This is a genomic window from Cloacibacterium sp. DMC96 (assembly GCF_056313765.1).
The window spans coordinates 295,521-321,530 of record NZ_JBQUZQ010000001.1 but is presented as its reverse complement, the minus strand read 5'-3'; the positions used below and the strand labels follow the sequence as shown (position 1 = coordinate 321,530).

The following is a 26,010-nucleotide window of genomic DNA, read 5'->3' as shown; positions in this document are numbered from 1 at the left end:
CTGATTTCGCAGATTGCACAGATTTTTTTGAAAATTGTGAGGTGATGGATGAAGGATGAGGGATGAGGGGTGTGGGATGATATGAAAAGCGCCGAGATTAATCTCGGCGCTTTTTGTTTAACATTTATTTTAATGCTTTTTTGGTGTATTTGTTTGTTGCAGTAATGACTTCGAAGACGAGCACTCCTTTTTGATTTTCAGGAAGCAGCACCTGAGTAGATTTAGCATTTACTTTTTGATGTTTGATGTATCTTCCAGAAGCATCGAAGACTTTTACTTCCGTGATTATTTCTGATGCTTTGATTACAAAACCATTATCTTCTTTATAAATCACAATAGGATTTTTTGAATTGGCTTGATCTGTAGCCAATATTTTATTACTAAAATAAATCTCAAATCTATTATTTACCTCTCCTTTTTCTGCCCTAAAAGTATAAGAAGATTGAGATAAATTGGTCATCATTCCTGTAAGATTATCTTTGAGATAAATTGCTTGTCCGTTTGCGAAAATTCCTTCTTTTTCTTCTAGTGATATGGTAAAGTTTCCTGCATCATAAAAACTAGCTCCGAGTTGTATTTTGTCATTTTCTAACAAAGGATATTTTTTTCCTTGGATCGCTAATTTTTCCTGATTCAAAATACTGTAAAAAGAATCTGCTCCTATGATAAGATGTGGCGCATCATAATCTACATCAAAACCATCTGTAGCCTCTTTTTTATAGGCTATCAAAATTTTATTAGCAACATCCAACGGAGTAGTTAACTGTAGCCAGAAACGGTCAACTTTTTCTTTGGCTGCGGTTCTATTGAAAAACTTAGCTGTCGTATTTCCGTTTCTCATGGCATTATTGAATACTACATTTCCATTGGCTTTTGCTTGAATAATAAATCCTTGTCCTACTCTAAAATCAGGATTCGGCGTAACGCTAGACACTGTAGGCCCAGTAGCTGGTACTCCACCACTTCCATTGTATATTGCATAATTGTTATACTCATTGCTGGTAGTGTAATTGCTATTCTGCATAGCAGGATTAGGATTGATATTGGTCCAGAAATATGCAATATTATTAATCACTGAGCTATTGGCTTCATAAAAATCTGCAAAACTCATATTGGATGGATATGGGTTTCCAATGAGATTAAATCCATTAAGGCTATTGCTCACAGGAACTGTGAAATCACCATTATTGGGCACTCCAGTAAATACTCCATTAAATACGGTAACTGAAGTAGGATGATTATTGGGTGCTCTTATCGCATATCCTTTTCCTGCTACGAAATTATTGCCTGTAGGATTAATGACCTCAAAACCATCTGTGCGTTCATTATAAGTATAAAATCTATTAGAAACTGTATTGGGTGAAAAAGCTTTCAATTCTTGCCCCGCCACTGGAGTTCCCCAATAATTATAATCTAAACGCTTGAGATTAGCATCTCTATTGACGGTAATATTTCCCATGTTTGTTACATTTTTCCTCACCTGAACCAAGCTTGCATCATTCTCTACTTTTATATTTCCTGATAGCACTTCTATTTCAGCATCTACTGTAAGCGTTTTATTGGCAGGAATGGTTACTACTGCATTATTATTTACTTCTACCGCACAAGCATTTAGATCTAAATCTATTAAGTAATTATTAGAAAAAACCGCTCTCTTCGAAATATCTGGTGTTCCGTTACTCCATGTCCCTGTATAAATGGTGGTATTGGTTTTCACCTCTGCTACTGCAGAATAGCCATTACAAGAGCCATTTGATAACACCACTCTATAATACCTATCTGTATTTAAATTATTGGGTAATATTAATTGATTGGTGGTATTCGCAATATCTGTAACAGCAGTACTGAAGTTACTGGTGGTAGAGGATTGCCATTTTGTTATTGTCCCATTATATCCAGATAAGGTGATTACATTGCTTGTATTATTTTTACTGCAAATATTTAAACTATTAATTGTTCCCGATGCAATCGCTTGATATACGTTTATTGTAACCGTATCTTCTGCACTAAACGTTTTTCCTGATTTAGTAATTGAGATTTTAAGTTTGAACACATAGGTTCCTGCTATTAAATTATTCACGGTAATGGAAGAAAGACCATTATTAGAGAAACCAGTGAATCCAACTGGAGCATAAACTACCGACCATGTATAGGTTTTGGTTTCGGTAACATTGCTATTGCTGGCTGCGGTAAGCGTTACTGAATTATTTGGTAAACATATATTAGTTGCTGATGCAATAGGTGTAGCATTGAGGGTTCCTCCCGCTTCTACCACATCGCAGAATGTTCCTGCAACAGCGTTGCCACTTCCCGCACAATTGGTATACGTAATGTTCCCGATTTCTAAAGATGTTTGATTAGAACAGCTTCCTCCTATGAAACCATATCCATTCAATCCAGTACTATTTCCACAAGAACCCGTTCCTGTATTGATGATTTTCACCTCGGCGTTTTGTTTCAGTTTGAGGTAAACATTGTTTTGGTTCCATAGCACAGTTCCTGCATCAATTAACAAGTCATCCGTATTATTGAGCTCCATATTGATGTTTAAGGTGAGTTGACCAAGGACTGCAAGGTCTCCAATGTTATAAGAAACCGTAAGAGAGGGGCCACTGTTATTTCCATTGGTGTAGTTTCCTACTGTTACCGTATTGCCATCACTAATGGTGACGGAATAATTACCAGAGGTTTGTCCAGGATATTGAGTAGCTGAAACCCAGCCTGTAGCGGTGTACATCTGCCAAGTGGCTGCTGAAGCCCAATTCCCAGAAATTACTGACTTAAAATCTCCAATGTTTTGTGAAAAAATTTGGACATAGAGAAGACTTACTAAAAAAGTAAAAGTTTTTATTTTCATCGTTTTGTGTGTTTTTAGCTAATAATTCGGTAGAATTATCAATTGCCTAAATAACAAAGACTGACAAAAACTGGCAATACGTAATTTAGCGTAAAAAATTGGGGAGTGTGGGGTGATGAGGTAATGAGGTGATGGTGTGAGGTGTGGGATTTTTTGAAGATTTTCTTTGCCTCTTGTCCTAAAGGATGTGAAAATCTTCAAAAAATGGTGGATGAGGAAAATTCTCGCGGATTCTTTTCATAAATATTTTTTTGTCTCTCGCTGATTTCGCAGATTATACAGATTTTTTTGAAAATTGTGGGGTGATGGATGCGGGGTGATGTGGTGATAAAAAAAGCGCTGAGATGAATCTCAGCGCTTTTTTTGGTGTATAAAATCATTATCTAGTTGATAATTTTTTTGGTATATCGTTTAGATGGAGTAATGATTTCTACTAAGAATACACCTTTTTGAGTATTTGAAAAAATAATCTTGGTAGATTTAGCTTCCACTTTTTGTTCGTTGACCAATCTTCCGGTAGCATCAAATAACTTCACTGAAGTGATTACTTCATTCGCATTGATTACAAAACCATTATCTTCTTTATAAATCACCACAGGCTCTTTTTGACTAGCCTCATTGCTTCCCAATGTTTTATAGTTGTATATAATTTCAAATCTATTGTTTACTTCTCCAGCATCTGCAGTAAAAGTGTAAGGTGATTGAGAAAGATTTGTCACGACTCCTGTAAAATTATCCTTAAGATAAATACTTTGTCCATTTGCAAATACGCCTTCCACTTTGTCTAAAGCGATTTCATAACTTCCTTGCAACCCGAACCTTGCTCCTAAAGTGATGACATCTTTTGTAGTGTTCAATGGATATTTTTTACCTTGAATCCCTAGTTTTAACCCATCTAGAATGGAATAAAAACTATCTCCTCCTAGAATAAAAAGTTCTGCATCATAATCCATTTCATAATTATCAGTTGCTCCATTCGGATACCCTATTAATAGAGGTGTTACGAAATCTAACGGTGTTTTAAGATTTACCCAAAATCTATCCATCGTAGTTTCTGCATTTTTGTTACTTCCTTTCGTATTGCTAGACATTCTATTAAAGAATATTGCACTATTATCTGTAGAACGCATTTCATTTTCAAAAAGAAGGTTTCCTGCACTTTTCGCTTTTACCACAAAACCTTGCCCCACTTTTAAAAATTTATTTGGAAATGAAACTGGTGTATTGGTTCCTGTTCCTGTAAAACCATAAGGCGCTCCTAAACCTCCTGTCCCATTTATCACAGCATAATTGTTGATGACCTGGGTTCCTGTAGGAAGATTTGCAGGATAATTAGACCCTTGCATTTTTGGATTGTAATTGGTATTGGTCCACAGATAGAAGGTATTATATATCAAACTAGAATTGGATTGGTACAACAAACTAGAATCAATATTAGAAGGATAAGGATTTGAAATTAAATTATATCCATGTGTTGCATCTGTAAATACTAAAGGAACCCATATATCTCCGTTTGTAGGCTTCCCGATAAACTGACCATTAAAAACAGTAGATGTAGTGGTAAAGTCATTCGGTGCTCTGATTGCATATCCTTTTCCTAATTCAAAATTTGTCGTTGCAGGGCTTGCAATTCTTACAAATAAATCATTTGATTCGTTATAGGTATAAAAATTAGTAGACAAAGTATTTGGTGAAAACGCTTGCAAATTTATAGGGTCTAACACAGGTGTTCCCCAGTAGTTATAATCTCTAATTTTAAGATTTGCATTTCTTTTTACAATTGCCGTAGGATTGGTTCCTGTATAGGTTCCTTTTTTACTGACTTGAACCAGATTAGCGTCACTTTCAATATTTAAAGTTCCATCATTTAAAATGTCACTTTCTATTTTCATATAATTATTTCCTCGGATGGTTACGGTTTTACCTGCCGCAATATCACATTTACAAGCTTCTATATCACCAGAATGCACGGAAGAATCATAATTTTCTGCAAAAATTACTTTTTGAATGTATGTAGATTTAGAACTTGGTGCATTAAATTCATCTTTCCATCCAATGGCTGGCCCATACCAGGTTTTGGTTTTTGGTATTCCTCTTGACACGACTCTCACATTATCAATGAGCATGGTCTCTCCAAGATCTGCTCCATAATTGGTATTGGTTTTGGGATCAATGGTTTGCCCATCTGTCTTTGCAATAATCATTATCATGACAGAAGATACATTCAATTCATCTGGAATATCTAAAATAAGATAGCCTACAGAATCTCCAACTCCTCCATTTGCAGATTTATCGTTCCCCCATCTAATAAAAGAATTATTATTATCTGCTGTAAAGATAAATGTTCTTTCTGTCGCAGTTGAAAAATTATATAAATTATTTATTCTTACACTTGCCGTTCCACTAGATCTTCCTGCACCTTCTATATAAGCTTCTTTAGACCAAGTTGTACCATTGTCAAAGCTTACATACAATTCTATCCTATCATCTGGATCCAGTCCACCAGTAGAAGAAGTATCAAATCCTGCTGCTTCTAATGTGATGGCTAATCCTTTTTCTCCGGCAACATTGATAGGGCCAAATTGTAAGGCTTGAATCTGATTACCAGAAACCATCCAACTTTTCACACCACTTGCTGTCATGGGCTGGTTTGCAGGATAATACTGAGTTGCACCAGTAGAATTGGTTTGTGTATTCGTTGTAAATGATGATAAAGATTGACTCCCCCAAGAATTTAAAACTGTATATGGCATAGAAGAAGTTGCATTATTTTCAAAGTCATTTTCAGCAATAATTTTTTGGGGCAAATCACAATCTACGGCATAACCTTTTAAATTAATTTTAAGTATTGGCAAATCTGGATCATTAGAAGGTATATTAATAGTAACATAATGAAAACCAGCATATTTAGGATCATAAGTCACACTAAAAGAAAGTTCACCTCCTGAAGCAATATTTTGAAAAGATCTATCTGCTCCTAAGGTGAAGTTTTTGACATCAGCTCCTGTAATAGACATTTTTCCTAAAGAAAGTGTCTGATTACCAATATTGCGTATGGTATAAACATACGTCCAATTTCCATAACCGTCTGTAGCATAGGTCTGTCTTCTAAACATATCTGTTCCATCCTCAGATAAATATTCTGTATTATTATGATAAATCGTATGATTAAAGGAATAGATACTGATATCGGGTTGATTTTTTCCAATTACTTTAATATCATCTACATATCTTTTAGAATTCCCTGAACTTCTCGTATCTCTTATTCTGATTCTCACATTGTAATATGCAGATAAATCATAGGTGTTTTCATTAGCATATTCATAAGGTGCTGTGGTAATGTTTGTTAATGTAGCTATAACTGCGCCAGAGTAATTAAGCACTTCAACTGAAGCACTCCATGTAGTTGTATCATAAGATTCTGAAAGTCTAAAAAATGAAATTCTGCCAGGACTTGACAAAACAGGTGTGGTGATTGCATCTCCAGTAGCATCAAAAAGTAAACTTTTTCTACCCGATCTTGGAACCAGCCCTATTGTACAATTATTATTGATCCAACCACTTCCCGGAAACACTCCCTCAAAACCTTCTTCTAAAGCGCTTACCTGATTATTAATTGGTTGACTGGTAATATCAATATTATCAATATATATGGTATTAGTTGTAGTACCACTCCAAGTCCCCAAGAGGAATTTAATTTTAAATTTAGTAGGATCTATAGTAACTTGATCAAAGAGATTGTTTAGGGTAACGAGCTGATAGGTCGATACATTAGCGGTGATATTTATGGTGGTTAAATCTACCGTATTAGTTCCATCGGTCGCTTGCACCTTTAGTGTTGTATCTCTAGAGTAAATTACTTTGTAATAAAAAGTAAGGTTACCAGGATTTGTAATAGTAGGTGTAGTTGCTTGTTCTCCTTTTCCATCAAGATTTAGTGCATTTCCTGTAACTCCTACTCCTGAAGTAACTGTAGCACCAGTTACATTCCATCCTGTAGGCAATGCAGTACTTGCATCAAAATTCTCTGAATATTGTGCCCACGATAAAATCGAAAATAGAGCACAAAATAGAGAAAGTAGATACTTTTTCATATTTCATTTTTTTATTAGACTGTACCAAAATTAATTTTTTATTTCTTAACACACCAATAAAATTATTTTTTTAACATTTTTTCTCAAAAAAACTTCAATTATCCATTAAAATCTAAAAGAAGATTTTGAACATACAATTGTGACTATATGCAATAAAAAAGTCAAGACTTACGTCTTGACTGAAATGATAATAATTAGATTTTATTACTGTTTAAGTATCTTTTTAGTATAGGTCGCATTAGCGGTTTTCGCTTGAACAATATACATGCCTTTTGGAAGTCCTGAAATATTCATTTCGAAAGTTGATGTTTTCGGCTGATAAGATTTTAGTAATTTCCCTGATACATCTATTAGATTTACCTTCTGAAGTTTTTCAATTGATTTTATTTCAAATACACTTTCTGCTTTTTTATACACCTTCACTATTTCTTCTACATTATTTTCATTTGTGGATAAAATGCCTGCATTTTTATATACCAATTCGAAACGGTCTTTTACTTCTCCAGATTTTGCTGTAAAAGTATAGTCTTTCTCTTTTAAGTTTACGATTTCATTGGTTAATTTATCTTTGAGGAAAACAGCTTGTTCTTTTGCAAATGTTCCTTCTGCTTTTTCCAGAGAAATGGTATATGTTCCTTCTAGTCCAAAACTTGCTCCTAATAAAACTTTATCTGTATCTGAAAATTTCTTTTTCCCTTGAATGACTATTTTTTTATCCTCAATTAATGAGTAAAAAGAATCTCCTCCTACCACTAAATGCTCTGCATCATAATCGAGTTCAAAATCATCTGAAGCCCCTTCAATGTATCCTATTAGAATAGTAGATACAAAATTAAGTGGTGTTTTAAGGTTGAGCCAGAATCTATCTTTTTCATCTGCGTTATATGTCATTTTTTTATTGTAGAAAACAGCCGATGCATCTGGTGTTCTTACCGAATTATTAAATTTTAATTTTCCTGCCGTTTTTGCTTTTACGATAAAACCTTGCCCTACTCGTATGAACTTATTCACATCATTTTTCACTACAGGTTTAGATGGATCAAAACCATATGGTGCTCCTACTCCTCCAGTTCCGTTATAAACCGCATAATTATTTACTATATTGGTTCCTGTTGGTAGATTTTGAGGATAATTTGCTCCCTGCATCTCTGGATTATAGTTGGTATTGGTCCACACGTAAAAAGTTTGATAAATTAAATCTTTATTGAGATTGTATAAGGCTTCAAAATCAATATTAGAAGCATAAGGATTCCCTATCAAATTATATCCTCTTGCTGTAGGTGTACAAGAAGTACACAATACATCTACTTCTATCACTCCATTATTTGGCTTCCCTGTAAATTGACCTTCAAAAAGGTTTACCTGTCCGGTTGTATAATTATCATAGGCTCTAATGGCATATCCTACTCCTTTTTGGAAACTGGTAGTAGTCGCATTCACTTTTTGGAATAAATCTGTAGCTTCTACATAGGTATAATATCTATTAGGATGAGTTCCTGGAGAGAAATTCTTTAAATTTTGATTTTCTACTGGAGCTCCCCAATAATTATAATCTAATCTTTTGAGAGAGGCATTTCTTTTCACTAAAGCCACAGGATTGGTTCCTAAAAACTGTGCATCATCTGATATTTGAATCAAGTTACCATCGTTTTCAACGGTCAGCGTACCATTATTGGTAATATCTCCCACTACTTTCGCATATTGGTCTCCTTTGATGACTAATGATTTCCCGGCATTAATTTCACATTTACAAGCCAAAAGATTTCCATTAACATCTGAGTTATAATTTTCTTCTACGAGAACTCTGTGCTGTAAAGAAGCTCCTTCTGATGTAGGGGTATTGTTATCATCATACCATGCTCCTTTCCAAATTTTAGTTATAGGAGTTCCTCTCTGTACCACTTGTACGTTATCAATCATCCAAACTTCATTTGCATTGGTAGTGTTTACGACTAACCTTATCATGATTTGATTGGGTTTCTTTTGGTCTGGAATGGAAAGTACAAAAGTCCCTAACTCGTTATTGGTCACTCCTGTAATAGAACTGTCAATATTTCCCCAATAGTATTCTTTATTATTCCCATCATAATTCCTATCATTGGTATACGCATCTGCATCAGAGAACGGAAATTTAAGATTAGATTTTATGTTTGGAGACTTATCATACGCACCTTTGATCATGGCTTCATAAGACCAAGTCAGCCCACCATCTGAGCTGATGTACAGCTTTACCATATCATCTCCATCTAACCCTTCGCTGCTCGTTTTAGAGATGCCCGCCATTTCGAATGAAACCGCTACATTGTTGTACGATGAAATATTAACTGGGCCGAAAGTAAAGGTTTTGGTTTCATTGCTTACGAGTAAAGCTCTACTTCCTGCTACACCTGTAAGTGTATTTTTAGAAGGCGAATACAAAGTAGTATTGACAGGATACCATTGACTGGTATCATTGGTATTGGCTTTAGAGTTATAAGCTAAAGTACTAGAACCTGCTGCCACAGGTAAATAATTAGGTGATGAAGTATTTTGGCCTGATTCAAAAGTATTTTGGAAAAGCAATACATTTTTCAGTTTACATTCTACAGCAGTTCCGGCAATGCTAAAATCATAGAATTGCTCATCACAATCATTACTTGATATGTTAAGTGTCGCTGATTTTGTGCCTAAACTTGTTGGGCTAAATGCTACATACACATAGATTTCATTATTTGGTAAAACGGTAATCGGTAAAGATGTTTGATTAAAATTAGGATTTAATGTATTGGTAGAAAATGCTACCAATCTAAAACTGCTTGCATGTGTTCCTGTAAGAGAAACTGAAGTTACTGTCAAGTTTTGCGCTCCTGTATTTTTTATAGTAAAACGCTGAACTTTTTCTGTATCTCCAATGACTTGTCTTCCAAAATCTGTTCCTGATTCTGTATCTAGCGTAGTAGAATTATCTGCAATAGGAAAACCATATCCGTCTACATCTATCTCTGGACTTGCTGCTCTTACAATTCTAATATCATCTAGAGACCCAGCGAAACCACTATTACTTCCATCATTTACTGTAATAAATGTGATGGTTACAATCTTCCCTACGAAACTGGGTTGAGCGCCAAGATTGAAGCCCCAAGAAACCAATGTGTTCCCATTATTGGTATTGGCATCTATTTCTATTGTATTGGTAGGATTTCCTACTTCTTGCACTCTTACTTTAAGTGGAACTTTTTGAATGGTTTTGAAATAAATATAACTTACATTACAAATAGGTGGCGTAGTAATGCTTTCATTGTATTGGTCAAACTTTAACCCATTTCCTTGTTCTGGATATTTAGAAGCATTCAATACTTCTACGGTAGCATTTACCACAGACCATCCTGGTTGAGGAAATACAGCACCATCAAAGTTTTCGGTTATATCTGCTTGAGCATATGCCCATAGGGAGAAACTCCCTAAAAGAAAGGTTAGTAATTTTGTTTTCATCTGTGTTTGCGATTTGCGGACCGCCACAAATAAACAAAATTTTAATTAAAAATCAAAAAAATCAAAATATTTACATGAATATAATAAAAATAAGCGAATATAATTATCATAAATACTCCTTAAAACCCTTTATCCATGCTATATAAATAAAAAAAAGCCTGAAATTAATTTTTCAGGCTCTTTATCAATTATTTAGCTATTTTTTTCACAACTTCATCATTTTGAGTCTTAATTTTTACCAAAAATATGCCTCGATGTTCAAAATTCATGAGAATATCCAATTTAGCATGCGTTCCTTGATATTTTTCAATCAATTTTCCAGAAATATCGTAAACGTTCACCTCTTTAATTGTTTCTGGAGCTTCCACTGTGAAACCGTTTCCATTTTGATAGCATTTTATTTTTTCAGGATAAGTAATATCTTTAGTAGATAACAGTGCATCAGTAGAATAAAGAATCTCAAAACGATTATCAAGTGCTCCTTGTTCCGCAGAAAAAGTATAATTCTTTTCTTGAAGATTTACCCACTGATTGGTTAACTTATCCCTAAGATAAATGGGCTGTCCATTTGCAAAAATTCCTTCTTTGTTCGCTAGCGCTATCACATGTTCGCCTGAAACCCCTATCATCGCTCCTAAAGGAATCACATCCTTTTGCTGAAACATTTCTCTCCCTTGTATCACTAACTTCTTGTCTTGGAGTATAGAATAAAATGAGTCACCAGCGATTACCAAATGTTCTGCATCATAATCCATCTCAAAATCATTGGTTGCATCTGGAACATGACCGATAAGTAACGGCGATACGTAATCTAGAGGTGTTTTCAATTGTAACCAGTATCTATCCAGTTGTTCTTCATTTGCTTTTTTGGCTTTATTCCCAGACATTTTATTGAAAAACACTGATGAGGTATTGGCATTTCTTACTTCATTTTCAAACAATAGACCTCCTGCTTTTTTGGCTTTAACAATAAAACCTTGCCCTACTTTCACATATTTATTAGGCGCTGCAGAAGCTGGTTTTAAAGGATCAAACCCAAAAGGCGCTCCTACTCCACCTGTTCCGTTATAGACCGCATAGTTATTGGTAATTTTTTTTCCATTTTGTAAATTCTGAGGATAATTAGAACCCTGCATTTTTGGATTATCATTGGTATTGGTCCAAAGATACATGGTATTGTAAATCAAATCAGAGTTGGCCTGATAGAGCATTTCAAAATCTATGTTCGAAGGATAAGGATTAGAAACCAAATTAAATCCGTGTGCTGCATCTGTAAATGCCAAAGGCACTAGAATGTCTCCGTTATTTGGTTTTCCCAAAAATTCTCCTTTGAATATATTATTGGTAGGAGTGGAAAAATCTGCTGGAAAATTCATCGGCGCTCTAATGGCATACCCTTTTCCTGTGATAAAATCTGTAGTACTAGGAGAAGATACTCTTACAAAAAGATCGTTGGTCTCATTATAGGTATAAAAACTTGTAGAAGAGGTATTGGGCGAAAAAGCCATTAATTTATTATTTCCAGAAACTGGAGTTCCCCAATAGTTATAGTCTTTAAGTTTCAGATTAGCATTTCTCTTAACCGTTACCACAGGATTGGCTCCAGTATAAGTGCCTTTCTTACTCACCTGAATTAAATTGCCATCACTCTCTACGGTGAGTGTACCATCATTTTGGATATCACTTTCGATTTTCATGTAGTTATTGGCCTTGATATTCACGGTTTTGCCTGCTGCAATGTCACATTTACACGCTTCTACATCTCCATATACCGCAGAATCATAGCTTTCTTCAAAAATTACTTTCTGGGTATATAAAGGCTTTGTACTTACAGCCCCTAATTCATCTCTCCATTCTCCATTTCCTTTCCATTTTTTGGTTTTTGGCACGCCACGAGATACAATTTTAACATTATCCACTACTAATGTTTCTCCAGAATCACTATAATTCATACCTCCTTGAGGTGTAACACCATCTGTTTTAGCAATAATTCTTAACATAATAGAAGAGGCATTTAATTCATCTGGAATATCTAAAATAAAATAGCCAATAGCATCTCCTGCTGCTTTATCATTTCCCCATCTGATGAAACTATTATTTCCATCTAAATTCATCATAAAGGTTCTGTTAGAACTCGTGCTAAAAGAGTATTTATAGTTGGTTTGATTCTTACTTCTATTAGCTCCTTCTATATAAGCTTCTTTAGACCAAGTTGCTCCATTGTCTAAACTTACATAAATCTCTAGTCTATCATCTGGGTCTAGTCCTCCAGAATTGGTTTTTCCAAAACCAGCAGATTCTAATGTAATGGCTAAACCTTTTTTTCCGGTTACATCAATTGGACCAAACTCTAATCCTTGAACACTTTGACTAATCCACCAAGATTTACCTGCACCTCCCACAGTCATCTGAGAATTATTTGGAAAATAGGTAAAATTAGAATTAGTACGAGCATTGAAAGTCATTGCTGCTAGGTTTTGGGTACCAATTTTTGTGAGAACTTTATACGGCATAGAAGCCGTAGTATTATTCTCAAATCCGTTTTCAGCGATCACCTGTTGTGGCAAATCACAGTCTACCGCATAACCTTTTAGATTAATTATAAAATTTGGTTGATCTGGATCATTACTTGGAATATTTACTGATATTTTATGGTTTCCTGCATATCTAGGATCATATCTCACTGCAAAACTACTTTCACTATTCGGTGGTATGGTTGTATTAGAAATATCAGACAGAAATGAGAAATTTTTCACATCTTCACCCGTAATAGTCATTTCTCCTAATACTAAGTTTTGACTCCCAATATTTCTTACTGTATAAACATAATCCCAATACCCAAAAGCATCTGTAGCATAGGTAATTCTTCTAAACATATCTGTTCCATCTTCAGACATGTATGTAGAATTATTGTGATAAATAGTATGATTAAAAGAATAGATATTGATATTGGGCTGATTTCTTCCAACAATGGTAATATCATCTACATATCTCGCATAGGTTCCACTGGCTCTAGTATCTCTAATTCTCACTTTTACATTGCTATAAGCAGAAATATCTTGTGAAAATTCATTAGAATACTCGTACTTGGCATCTGTAATAGAATAAGATTTCAGCACTGTATTGGATGCATCTACAATTTCTACTACCGCACTCCAAGTAGTGGTATCATAAGATTCTGAAAGATAAAAGAAAGACAATTTACCAGGAGCTGCTATAATTGGAGTTTCTATGTATTCTCCAGCTGCATCAAATTTAAGACTGTATTTACCTGAACGAGGGACAAGACCGAGGCTACAATTGTTATTAACCCATCCTGTTTTAGGGAAAATTTCATCAAAGCTCTCTTCTAATGTTTGAGCCAACGAAAACGTCATTGCACAGAGTGCAAAGACTAGCAATAATTTTTTTAGCATGTTTGTGTTTATTAGACCAATCCTTTACGGAAAAGGATGCCACAAAACTACAAAAAAAGTGTTAAAAAATCACAAAAACACAATAATAAAAGATGTTTAACATACATTAAACATATGTTTAGCTTATTACATATTATTCAAAAAAAGTCAGGTTTTGATTATATTCCTCTAATAAACAATGCCATACGAAATTTTTATCAAAAGACTTTACTACTATATTTCTGGCATTTTGATGAAATTCTTTTAAAAGCGAAGGATTATGAAGCATTTTTTCCATTGCTTTTTGAAGTTCTATATGATTTTTTTTCGGAACCAAAAGTCCATTGACTTCATGCTCAATGATTTCATTACACCCCGAAATATCAGAAACGATACTCGGCAAACCCATCGCTCCTGCTTGTAAAACTGCATTGGGAAATCCTTCACGATAACTTGGCAAGATGAGCACATTACTAATGGCATAATAAGGTCTTACTTCTTCTTGAAAACCTACGGTAATAATATTTTCATTCTGGTGTATGCTGTGAAACATCGCTCTTTTTTTAGGATTATGTGCATTTTCCTTGGGCCCTACTAAAATAAGTTTTATGTTTTGATGATGTTTGCTCAGAGCATCAAATACTTTAACCAATTCTCTTAAACCTTTATCGATAACCAATCTCCCCACAAATACGAACACAAAATCGTCTTCTTTTATTTGAAGGGAATCTCTTAATTGATTCTTTGCTTCCTCAGAAATGGCTTCGGGATGATAATAGTCTACATCTACACCGTTTATATTGCCATTGGCAATGACTTTTAAAGGTTTATTGGTAATGTTATACTTTTGCAAATCTTCTTTTACTCCTCTTCCTTCTGGATAAACATGTGTAGCACATCTGCACAAGATTTTATCCATGATAATCAGTGTACGTTTCATGTAGCCATACTTATGCGGAAAAATTAATCCTGTAAAGGTGTGCATTCTTACGGGAACTCCTGCTAATTTTCCTGCCATCATGGAGAGTAAACCTGCTTTTGGGGTGATGGAATGAATGATTGCGGGCTTTTCTTTTTTAAAATACCAATACAGATTCCATAGGGATTTAAGGTCTTGTTTTAAAGAGATGGGACGATGCATCTCTATTTTGTGGATATTTACACCTTCTCTTTTGGCTACGGTTTGCAAATCATCTCCTTCCCCTGAAATAGCGGTAACCTGGAAATGTTTATTCAGAAATTCTAGTTGTCCCTTTAACAAGAGATTCAGTGACATGGGAACGGTAGCGATTCTGAAAAGCTTTGGTTTATCTTGCATGGTAAAATTTCGTCATTCTAAATATCAATATTCAATGCCTTTTTCATACACTATCTATGCTTTATCTATGCTTTATCTATACTACAACTATACTTCAAAGGTGATGGGTTATGAGGTGATGAAGTTATGAAGTTATATAGTTAAATGTGTCCTTCGACTCAGCTCAGGATGACAAATGGTGAATTGTTTTATTATCAATAGTCAATTGTGGATGGTTTATTTTGTTATTTAATTTTATTATTTAAACTTTTCTTGATTATTTCAATTTAGATTTATTTTTACTTTTTTTTAAAATTTATTTCTGGAGATTTTACACTTCCAATCTTAAAGAATATGAGCCTCTTCGAAAATTTACGTTGGTGGTCATTTTCTTTTTACCTGTGGTATAATCCTCCTTGTTTTTTGTTTTGATAGATGGTGTAAAGGTATAAAACAAAACCCAATGGAATCATGGCTATCGTGAGAAATTTTCTTGGAGATTCTGCAATAAAGCGCCCATTTCTGGATTTAAAACTATGAGAAACATAGTGTATTGCGTCTAATAGTCTTTTTTTTCTAGACTTAGAAAGCAGCATTCCTTGTTTGCGGATGAAAGCAAACCCTTTTGGATTTTTATAATACTGCCTCCACATATTGTTCGATGAACCTTCTGGTTGATAATCAACTAAACAAACCACTTCATTCAGGGTTACCAATTCGTAATCTTGGTCTGCCCATAAATATTTATACCCTAATCCTACGTATTTTTCTCCTTCAAAAATGGGATATTTAGGATATTTATTCATGATTTCCGTACGGTAAATCAGTTTTTTGTCGCCACTCCCGCCGTTCAAATAAAAATCTTCCAGCGTAGTAGATTCCGTAGAAAACGCCGTCCCGATGAGTTGGCCATCAAAATGAGCATCTAGGGCAATAATGCCGCTGTATTTATTTTGTTTTTCACCAAGGGAATTCCATTTTTCTAGAATCACTTCTACTGCATTTTCGGGCATTTTATCATCATCATCCACACAGGTATTCAACACGGTTTTGCAATTTTCGTAAGCCGTATTGTGCGCGCCATGCATTCCCTGATTTTCTTGTTTGATGTACTGAATTTCCAACACCTTCTCGTCTATAAAACCTTGAACTACCTCCTCTGTATGGTCTGAAGAACCATCGTTGATAATCATCCACACAAAATCTTGGTTGGTCTGCGCTTTCAAAGATTCATACAATCTCGGAAGCAAAGATGCTCGGTTAAAGGTGGGGGTGAAAATGGTGAGGGGTTTCATGGGGAAGGTGATGTGGTTATATAGTTAAATGTGTCCTTCGACTCCGCTCAGGATGACAAATGGTGAATGGTGAATAGTGAATTATTATTGTGAATAGGCTCATTGATTTTGGTTAGGATGATATAACGTTGGGATTTTTTTTATATTGTTGGATGAGTTCCTTGTATTTTTTTTCTAGTTTTTGGGCGTTTTCTTTAATATCGTAGCCTTTTTCTTTAATAAGGGTTGCAACATTTTTTCTTTCAAAATTATTAATTTCTGCAATTTTTTCCGCCCATTGTTGAGCAGAATTTTTCAAAGGAATGACGGTTACATTTTCAGGAATCAGAATAGACTCTGTTGGTACACCATCAGAAATTACCGCTTTAACATCTGTCGTTTGCGCTTCTACAAATGCTACCGAAAATCCTTCATGCAAACTCGGGAATAGGAAAATATCCATCGCTTGTAAGAGTTCGGGAACATCATTTCTTAATCCTAAAAACGCTACATCCTGCTCTATTTGTAACTGTTTGGCTTTTTCTCTGAGTTGAGACTCTAATTCACCTTGCCCGACTAAAAATAACTTGTACTTTTTGTTCCGTTTTATAAGTTCGGCAAAAACTTCTAACAGAAAAGACTGGTTTTTTTGGGTATTGAACCTGCCAATATTCACCAAATTAATGGTTTCTTCTGCTTGAAGTTCTTTTCGTTTTTGATCTCTGACCTCTTCATTGAACTGAAAATCTTCTACTTCTATCGCATTGTTCATTTGGTAAGATTCATTCGCCAATTTCTTTCCAAAAAGATTTTCTGCTGCTTCTTGGCCACAGGTAAAATAAGCATTGATGGATTTTCTCATTCTTCTCTTCCACATCAAACGGAAGAGCAGTTTTTTGTCTTTGTCCATTTTCGCATTATGGGCATGAGCAATGATTACAGGAATATTTCTTCTCTTTGCTTCTTCGTAAATAAAAACGCCTAATTCTGAACATTGTCCGTGAACGATGTCATAATCATTATGTTCCTCAAAAAATGCTTTTACCGCTTTTTTATACTCCTTTAATTTCCAAGGAAGAATCGCAGGTAATCTGAAAATCTTACTCCCAGACTTTATCAATTCTTCTTCAAAAAAACCCGTCTCTCTGTGCACCAAAAAATCTATCTGAAACTGTTTTCTATCCATATTACGGTAGTAGTTCATCAGGTTGGTTTCGGCACCTCCTTTGTTGAGTACGGTAAAAATTTGTAGGATTTTGATGGGCATGGTTTATGAGGTGATGAGGTTATGAGGTTATGAAGGTTATGAGAGTTATGAGGTTATATAGTTATATGTGAATGGTGAATTATTAATGTGAATGGTCAATGGTCAATGGTCAATGGTGAATGATTATAATTATGATTATGTTTATTTTTATGATTTTATGAAATTTATTTATTGTTTGCAAATTTACGCATCTTGGTTTTTTGATGGGGAATTATTTCTATTGATTATAAAATTCATGGTTGATGCTAAAAATAAAACCCAAGTGGCATATTTGTATTTCGCGGCGTAGAAAAATACTTTCCAATGGAGTGGAAAATATTTCATTTCTAGATTTTGATAGGCTTTTTGGTATAAGTCATCGTGTAATATTTCTGAAATCTTCTGTCTTTTTAAGGAAAAAGGCTTTACTGAAAAGGTTTCATTCAATGCTAAACCGATGATGCTCAGCGCGATTCTATTGTTCAAAGCTTTTTTAAATTCTGCATCTTTAGTTGTGATGATTTCTGAAATTTTTACGTAGAGATTTTTCCATTGTCCAAAGAGGTTGGGTTTATGTAATTTGGTCAATGAATCGGCATTGATTTTTACATAATTGTACAAAGGCATATCCAAGACTTGAGCGGTTAGCGCATGCTCTAAATACTGAATATTGAATAAAGCATCTTCGGTTCCTATTTCTTTGGTATCTGTAAATTGGATTTGGTTTTTTCTGATGATTTCTGTTTTGTAGATTTTTCCCCAAGCGGTTACTAAAGCGTCGGTTTGAGAAGGGTCTGACAATTCTGCATCTATTAATCCTACGATTCTTCTTTGGATAAAACGTGCAGGAAATTTCCCTTGAAGATTGAATTTTCTTGGAAGTTTTTTAGTTCCAAACACTCTGTTGTAAGAAAAGCAAAAAAGGTCTTCTTTTTGAAAAAAATCCGCAATGGTTTTTAGAGCCTCTGGTTCTAGCGTATCATCTGCATCTACAAACATGATGTACTCTCCTGTTGCATTTTCTATTCCTGTATTTCTCGCTCCCGAAAGTCCTTGGTTTTGTTGATTGATTACCTTAATTCTAAAATCTTTTTCTGCTAAATTTTCTAAAACTTGCTGTGTATTGTCTTTAGAACCATCATTTATCATTATGAGCTCAAAGTCAAAACCTTGCTGCATCACAATGCTTTCTGTACAGTTTTGCACAAAATTTTCTACGTTGTAGCATGGGATGATGATGGATAATTTCATTACACAAAAAACTTTTCTCTAAGGGTGGCTTCGACAAGCTCAGCCACCGGTTTATTTATTATTTCTTCTCTTTGGCTTCGACAGGCTCAGCCACCGAGGTGAGATTTTTAATCAATTGTTTTTTGAAGATTTTCATTGCCTCCTGTCCTAAAGGATGTGAAAATCTTCAAAAAACATCCTCTTATTCTTCGTTCGCAGACCTTCGGTCTGTGCTCAGCCACCGGTTTATTTATTATTTTAGTTTAAAAATTTTTCTTTCCCCTACCCTAAAGGGTGGAAAAATTCTTACTTCTATCAATAAAATGAGTTCTCTTTAGGGTTGGGGCTAAATCATTTTATTTTTCTTTTAATTGCTCTATTTTATTTTTAATCGTTATCAAAACCTGATTAATATCTTGCTCTACTTCTTCGTTTTTAAATCTAATTATTTTTAAATCATTCAATCCTAATACTTCCGTTCGAACCTCATCTTTTTGTTTTTGCTCTTCTTGATTATGATAGTCACCATCAAGTTCAATAATTAATTTGAATTTATGACAATAAAAATCTGCTATGTAAATATTAACAGGATGTTGTCTTCTAAATTTTAATCCTTCTAACTGATTATTTCTTAATTTTTCCCAAAGTAATTTTTCCGCTATAGTTTCATTTCTTCTAAGAAACTGAGCTTTTGAAAATAAATCCGAAGGCGCACCCTTCCACATTCCTTCATCATGATTAGGTTTAAGTTTTTTCATTAAAGTTTTTGTTAAATTTAATACTTTTTGCTAAAACCTACTTTTCTATTGAGCTTTGAAAAATCTTTTCCTCAACACTTTATTCTATAATGTATTGCGTTCGTTTTTTTAAACGCATTTGAATTGTGTTTTTTGAAGATTTTCATTGCCTCCTGTCCTGGCTTCGACAGGCTCAGCCACCGATTGATTTATTATTTTTTAAATTTCTCTTTCCCTAACCCTGGCTTCGTGAACTTTGTTCGCAGACCTTCGGTCTGTGCTCAGCCACCGAGATGAGATTTTTTATTGATTGTTTTTTTACTTCTATTGCCTTATTTCAACTTTGCTCAGAATGATAAGGTGAGGCTATTTTTTTAATCTTATTTCTTTAAATAAACGCATCCATTGATGGGATATTATTTCAGGAGTGTATTTAAAACTTTTTTCTATTGAAGCCTTTGCAAATGATTTCAGTAGAACATCGTCTTTCATTAATAAGGTTAATTTCTTTGCAAAATCTTCCTCATTACCATTTTCTACTAAAAATCCATTTTCATGATTGTCTATTATAAATGAGGGGCCGAAATCACAATCATAAGATACAACAGCATTTCCATGTGACATTGCTTCAAACATCACTAGTGGAAACCCTTCCATCATAGAAGTGAGCGCCAAAATAGAAGAATTATTTAAAATACCATCCACATCATTGGTAAATCCTTTTAAAAAAACTTGGTTTTTCAATTTTTTTTCTTCTATTAAATTTTGCAACATTTTATGATCTTCTCCATCTCCATAAATTTCTAAACTCCACTCTGGAAATTCTTTGGCAATTTTTGAAAAAGCGTTAATTAGACTTTTAAAGTTTTTAATAAAAGTAAGCCTTCCAATCCCAACAATCTTTTTTTCTTTATTATTTAATTGGTTTTTTCTCTCTTCTTCACTTACGTGTAAATTGGTGGTTATAGGATTGGGAACAAACCAGACATTCTGAAAATTCTTCCAATTCGTTTCTAAATCTTTTGGCGTAAGAGGAATAACTGCATCATAAAAGTATTTACAAAAAAATCCGAAATCTATTTCGTTTTGAATTTTCGCTTTTATCTTTTCTGTAAATGTTTTCGCCAAAATATTTCTATAATGCGTCACAAAATGTAGTTCTCTTATATAAATAGGTTTAGTCGTGGTTACAAAACCTTTTCTACATATAAATTTTTCTGATTGGCCAACAGAAATTACAACATCTGGTCGAATACTATTGAGTACTTTCTTTAATTCCTTTTTATGCTTTCTCTTTTTTCTGAATTGTGAAAATTTTGTTTTTATGCCAGGAATCCAATCATCTTCATAGTAATTTACTTCTAGATGTATGAACTTGACTTTGTCTGAAAGTTTTTCACATTGTACATTTTGCTGATTATCTGTGACTAATACAAATACCTCATTTCCTTCTATTTCAGCTAAAGAATTTGCTTTAACCACCGTAACCCGTTGGATTCCCCCTATTCCTTTAATACTATTTAAACAATAAACAATCTTCATCGTTAACTTCTTAAAAACATGATATAGGTGAATAAATAATAGGCAAAGAAAATTCTTCCTACCATTTTATAATGTTCGTCCCAAAATTTCACTTTAAAAATGGGATATGCAATCACTACTGCCATGAGAAACCAAGACAAATAGGCAAATCTATTCGAGAAATTGGCTCTAATTACTAAAATCCAAAACGCATTGGCAATCATGTACGTTCCCCAAAGATGCGTGTAAAATTTATCTTGAAACCCTCTTTTGATGATGTAATAATATCCCGCAAAAACTGCAAAACCAGAGTACACCACAAAATCCCAGCGAAACCCTGTGGAAGAGAAAGTTGTCCCAGCGTCTACTGAACCCGTCATGTAATTATTTACCCTCTCATCTCCGATTCCCAATGAACCAAAGAAATTTTCCCAGGCACTTCCCCCTACTATAGATAGTGGAATTGCCGCAAGCCAAATGTATAGGTAAGCTTTCGGGTTTTTATATAACCCTGAAACGATAAAAGCCCCTATCGGAATCATTAAAGAATTGTGAATTCCATACGATAACGCCATCAATCCGTACATGAGCCATTTATTCCTGTCATACAAACATAGCGCTCCTATGAATACTGAAGTTGCCATGCCATTTCTTAATCCATTGGTTCCATAGGTCCAAAAAGAGAAGGAACCAAAAATCATGAGCAAGGGAATGTACCAGTATTCATTAAAATATTTTTTCACAAAAAAATAATTCGGTAGAATATAGATTACTGCGATTAAGAAGAAATATTCTCGTGCGTCAATAATCTGTGCACAAAGCTTGGTAAAATACCAAAAAATATAATCTTTCCCAATCTCTACATTGGGGCTCAATTGTAATTTCTGAAATCCATCCGCATAATTAATCATGTCTCCAAAAACGAAAGAGATAGGGCGAGTTCCCATGTATAAGAGTACCGTAATCAGCAAAAAATAACCCAAGAAAGTCATCATTTTTACAGTATCTACATCGTCTATTTTTTTTACATTGGATTGTAGAAAAGAATAGCTTGTAATGATCATTATAAAATGAAAATACAAGGGATTATAATCTGATATGAATATAAAATCAAACACTATTTCAAAATGATTTTAGCGGGATTTCCTACAGCGATGGCATTTTCGGGAACATCTTTGGTCACCACAGCTCCTGCCCCTATTTTCGCATTTTTGCCAATGGTGATTCCACCGATGACGATGCAGTTGGCATGAAGTTCTACCCCATCTTCAATGATTGGTCTTTTGCCATTTTTTTCGCCGACGGTTACCAAGTGATTGACATATACCTTTTCGCCAATTTTTTCGGCGTTTAAAATTGTGGCATAAGGATGTGCGAGTTGCAGACCTCCTCCAATTTTGGTATTGACATCGATGATGAAAGTAGATGCTTTAGGATAGAAAATTCTCAATATTTTAGAAAAAATACTCTGTGTTCTGTGGTAGAAGAGCGTTCTGAAATATCTATTCAGCCACAACTCTTTTGACAAGTCCCATACTTGATGCCACTTGGAAGCATTAAAATTTTTTCTCGCATATAAATCTTTGGTAATGGCTTCTTTTTCCTTAGAAAAAAGAAACAACAAGACATGCGGAATACACAACAATTGTCCGAAAAAATAGAATAAGTTTCTCATCAATGATCAAAAATAAGACTTTTCCAAAGATTCATCACTTTTTGGAGTTCATAATTTTTAGCATTTTGTACTGCACCCTCAGATAAACGCTGAATTTCTGCGGGATTTTGGGCTAAAAACTCCAACATTTCCAGCATTTTTTCTTCGTCATTATGGGGAACTAAAACCCCATCTTCCTGATGATGAATGATATTTCTAGGACCTGTAGGACAATCAAAAGACAGTACAGGAACGCCACAAGCATTCGCTTCTAAAATGACCATCGGGAAACATTCTTGTTCAGAAGTCATCAGAAAAATTTTGGCTTTATTGAGTTCTGTGTAAACCTCATTGGTTTTTCCTTTGAAAACAATGGTATTTTCTAGATTTTTGTCTTGTACTAATTGTTGAATTTTCTCAAAATATTCTCCTTCGGTTGCGCCATAGATATACAATTGCCAATCTGGATTTTTTGCTGAAAATTTTTCCCAAACATTCACCATTTTCTCTAACTGCTTTACTGGTGCTATGCGCAAAACTGCTACGGCCCTGTTTTCTCTTTCTGAAATGGTATTGATTTTAAAATCTGGAATTTTTACAGGATTGGGAATGACCACTGTATTTTTGGTTTTATAAAAACTCGCTTCCTCTTGGCTTAATACCACTAAGGCATCATATTTCCCTTCAATGAAATTGAAAATGTTTTCTTTGAAATTATGAGGTTGATTGTATTTGGAATAGTGAAATTCTTTGATGATTTTTGCTTTTGTTTTCATCAAAGGCAAAAGGTAAGTCATGGGAATGTGAGACGCCACCAAAATCACCTCTGGTTGTTCTTGCTTTACTAACTTCTGAATTTGGAAGAAATTCTTTGTCAATTTCCCCAGATTTTTGGGATGAAAAAAGCTGATTTCCCGGTGATAGTTGACGGCAAGATCTTGAAACGCTACCTTCTCTGAAAGTTTATATACGTATGGTTTGTTCTCTTGTTCTGTACTGATGATTTTTACTTCAAAGCCAAAAACATCGCTCCAATAGTTGGCTTTTTCTACCACTAATTTTTCTATTCCTCCGTGCGTATGTAGTTGGTCTATTAAAATAAAAATTTTCATCTGTTGGTTTATTCTAACGCAATGGCGCTAAATTACTTTTCTTTAATTAATGTTTTTAAGGCGCTAAAATTTTTAACAAAGTTAAAAATGATGAATGCACTTTTTAGTTCTCATTGGGTTGCGTGCTTTTTTTGTCCTGGCTTCGACAGGCTCAGCCAACGTGGTGATAAATTTTTCTTTCCCCAACCCTGGCTACGTGAACTTCGTTCGCAGACCTTTGGTCTGTGCTCAGCCATCGGGGTTATAATTTTTTTTTCTCTTAAAAAATCTTTTCCCCTTCCCTAAAGGGTGAGATTTTTTTTATTTTTTAATTTTTCTTTCCCAAACCCTGGCTTCGACAGGCTCAGCCAACGTGGTGAGATTTTTTATAAATATTTATATTACTCTATGAGCTCAGTTTTTTAAAAAGTTCGTCCCATTGTTTTACTACGTTTTGGGGTGAAAATCGTTGTACATGTTCTCTGGCTTTTTCTCCCATTTGTAGACGAAGGGTTTCATTTTTCATCAGCAATTGTAGTTTTTCGGCGAATTCTTTTTCATTTCCGTTGGTTACTAAAAAACCATCCTCGTTATTTCTAATGATGTCTGAAGGTCCATAATTGCAATCGAAACTCACACAAGGAATCCCAAAGCTCATGGCTTCTATGAGCACCATCCCGAAACCTTCGTATCTGGAACTCAGCACAAAAATACTGGATTCTGCATATTTTTCTTCAATCTTTTTTTCTGGTGGGTGAAAAAATACTTGGTTCTCTATTTTAAAGTTTTGCACTTGTTTTTCTAAGCCTAAACTCTCGTCCAACTTTCCATAGATGTGGAGTTGCCAATCTTGAAATTCTTCGCCTAATAGCGCCCAAGCATTCAATAATCTATCAAAACCTTTCTGGTAGGATTGTTTGCCTACTGCAATTGCTTTTTTGTTTTGAAGAGCAGATATTTCAGAAGGGAAAAATGGCAATGGATTGGGGATGACTTTTACATTTTTGGATTTCCATTCGTTTTTATTGCCTTCTGTTAAGACGATGAATTGGGTAAAATCTTTGGCTAAAATATCCATCAAAAAGAATTTTGCTTTTGTAAAGATTCCTTTTATAAAAGATTGATTTTCTGAAATTTCTATGAGTTTAGAAACGTGTCTCTCATAAATGATGGGGATTTTGGTGCCTAGTATTTTAGGCAAGAAAAAACCCTTTAATCCATCATCACAGACTAAAATAATCTCTGGATGTACTTTTGCGACCACCTTTTTTATCCCCGAAATGTATTTGGAAATGTATTGAAAAGGATTTCCCGAAACGTCTATCTTATGTTGCACAATTTTATCCGAAAAGGGAAAGAAGGCATCATTTTTTGAAGATTGGTCTTCGAGAGGGTCAGACTTCGAGAGTGTGATGATGTGAATTTCATACCCGAAATCTTCTGTCAACACTTTTGTTTTCACAGAAAGCACGCGTTCCAGACCTCCTGAACCGTCAATTGCATTGGTGATGTAGAGTAGTTTTTTCAAGTGTGCTTGTTTGGTATACCCTGTACTAAGTACAAAGTAAAATGTATTTTTTAATTATTTACTCGTTTTTTTCTAAAATTTTTCTTTTTCTAGCCGTGGCTCTAAACCGTATTGCTCATTTTTTTGAAACGCAAAGATTTTATCTCTTTTTTATCCTATATTAAGTGAGCAAAGAAAGCGAATCAATTCACTTCTAAGCGTGTGTTTATTTTTTTAATTTCTCGCTATTTTTTTTTACACCCCGTCATTCCGAGTTCTCGGAATGCCACCCCTCTAAAAGAGGGGAACCGTTTTCAATTCATCTTTTTTTTCTCTTAAAAAATCTTTTCCCCCTTCCCTGGCTTCGACAGGCTCAGCCCTCGAGGAGGAAAAATTTCTTTCATTTTCTCTGGCTTCGACAGGCTCAGCCAGCGAAGTGAGATTTTCATTGCCTCCTGTCCTGGCTTCGTGAACTTCGTTCGCAGACCTTCAGTCTGTGCTCAGCCACCGATTGTGGAAAATTTTATAGGTTTAGGAAATAAAATGAGCTCACTTTAGGGCTGGGGTAATCTCATTTTATTATCCTTTTTAAATTTTTCTTTCCCCAACCCTGGCTTCGACAGGCTCAGCCACCGA

14 protein-coding genes are annotated in these 26,010 nt (G+C 34.6%); all 14 read right to left on the bottom strand.

Translation table 11 applies throughout. The annotated features are described in order from the left end of the window. Nucleotides 1-124: 124 nt before the first annotated feature. Entirely contained in the window at nt 125-2,857 is a 2,733-nt protein-coding gene (locus ACT53I_RS01430) for a PKD domain-containing protein (RefSeq protein ID WP_476078100.1), read from the bottom strand. A gap of 383 nt (nt 2,858-3,240) precedes the next feature. Then, complete coding sequence (locus ACT53I_RS01425) at nt 3,241-6,951, bottom strand: T9SS type A sorting domain-containing protein (protein ID WP_476078099.1); 3,711 nt, start codon at nt 6,949-6,951, stop codon at nt 3,241-3,243. Nucleotides 6,952-7,155: 204 nt separating this feature from the next. Beyond that, nucleotides 7,156-10,422, bottom strand: a complete 3,267-nt coding sequence (locus tag ACT53I_RS01420) for a choice-of-anchor D domain-containing protein (protein ID WP_476078098.1) — start codon at nt 10,420-10,422, stop codon at nt 7,156-7,158. A gap of 188 nt (nt 10,423-10,610) precedes the next feature. Next, nucleotides 10,611-13,838 (bottom strand): T9SS type A sorting domain-containing protein, encoded by a 3,228-nt coding sequence (locus ACT53I_RS01415; protein WP_476078097.1) that lies wholly within the window; start codon nt 13,836-13,838, stop codon nt 10,611-10,613. Between the two features lie 133 nt (nt 13,839-13,971). Next, on the bottom strand, nt 13,972-15,135 hold the full coding sequence (locus tag ACT53I_RS01410) for a glycosyltransferase family 4 protein (protein ID WP_476078096.1): 1,164 nt from the start codon (nt 15,133-15,135) through the stop codon (nt 13,972-13,974). Between the two features lie 374 nt (nt 15,136-15,509). Continuing rightward, on the bottom strand, nt 15,510-16,409 hold the full coding sequence (locus ACT53I_RS01405; protein ID WP_476078095.1) for a glycosyltransferase family 2 protein: 900 nt from the start codon (nt 16,407-16,409) through the stop codon (nt 15,510-15,512). A 112-nt stretch (nt 16,410-16,521) separates the two neighbouring features. Beyond that, entirely contained in the window at nt 16,522-17,655 is a 1,134-nt protein-coding gene (locus ACT53I_RS01400; RefSeq protein WP_476078094.1) for a glycosyltransferase family 1 protein, read from the bottom strand. Nucleotides 17,656-17,838: 183 nt separating this feature from the next. Next, nucleotides 17,839-18,885, bottom strand: coding sequence for a glycosyltransferase family 2 protein (locus ACT53I_RS01395; protein ID WP_476078093.1), 1,047 nt, complete (start codon nt 18,883-18,885; stop codon nt 17,839-17,841). Between the two features lie 335 nt (nt 18,886-19,220). Continuing rightward, the gene (locus ACT53I_RS01390; RefSeq protein WP_476078092.1) at nt 19,221-19,622 is read right to left on the bottom strand and encodes an endonuclease domain-containing protein; all 402 of its coding nucleotides are present in this window, start codon (nt 19,620-19,622) and stop codon (nt 19,221-19,223) included. Between the two features lie 345 nt (nt 19,623-19,967). Continuing rightward, nucleotides 19,968-21,143 carry a glycosyltransferase family 4 protein gene (locus ACT53I_RS01385; RefSeq protein WP_476078091.1) on the bottom strand — a complete coding sequence of 392 codons (1,176 nt, stop codon included), beginning with the start codon at nt 21,141-21,143 and terminating at the stop codon, nt 19,968-19,970. 2 nt (nt 21,144-21,145) lie between these two features. Then, nucleotides 21,146-22,186 carry an EpsG family protein gene (locus ACT53I_RS01380; RefSeq protein WP_476078090.1) on the bottom strand — a complete coding sequence of 347 codons (1,041 nt, stop codon included), beginning with the start codon at nt 22,184-22,186 and terminating at the stop codon, nt 21,146-21,148. Between the two features lie 53 nt (nt 22,187-22,239). Beyond that, complete coding sequence (locus tag ACT53I_RS01375) at nt 22,240-22,797, bottom strand: serine acetyltransferase (RefSeq protein WP_476078089.1); 558 nt, start codon at nt 22,795-22,797, stop codon at nt 22,240-22,242. Next, the gene (locus ACT53I_RS01370; RefSeq protein ID WP_476078088.1) at nt 22,797-23,888 is read right to left on the bottom strand and encodes a glycosyltransferase; all 1,092 of its coding nucleotides are present in this window, start codon (nt 23,886-23,888) and stop codon (nt 22,797-22,799) included. Before ACT53I_RS01370 ends, ACT53I_RS01375 begins: the two co-directional genes overlap by 1 nt. 385 nt (nt 23,889-24,273) lie before the next feature. Then, nucleotides 24,274-25,395, bottom strand: coding sequence for a glycosyltransferase family 4 protein (locus tag ACT53I_RS01365; protein ID WP_476078087.1), 1,122 nt, complete (start codon nt 25,393-25,395; stop codon nt 24,274-24,276). Nucleotides 25,396-26,010 lie beyond the last annotated feature (615 nt).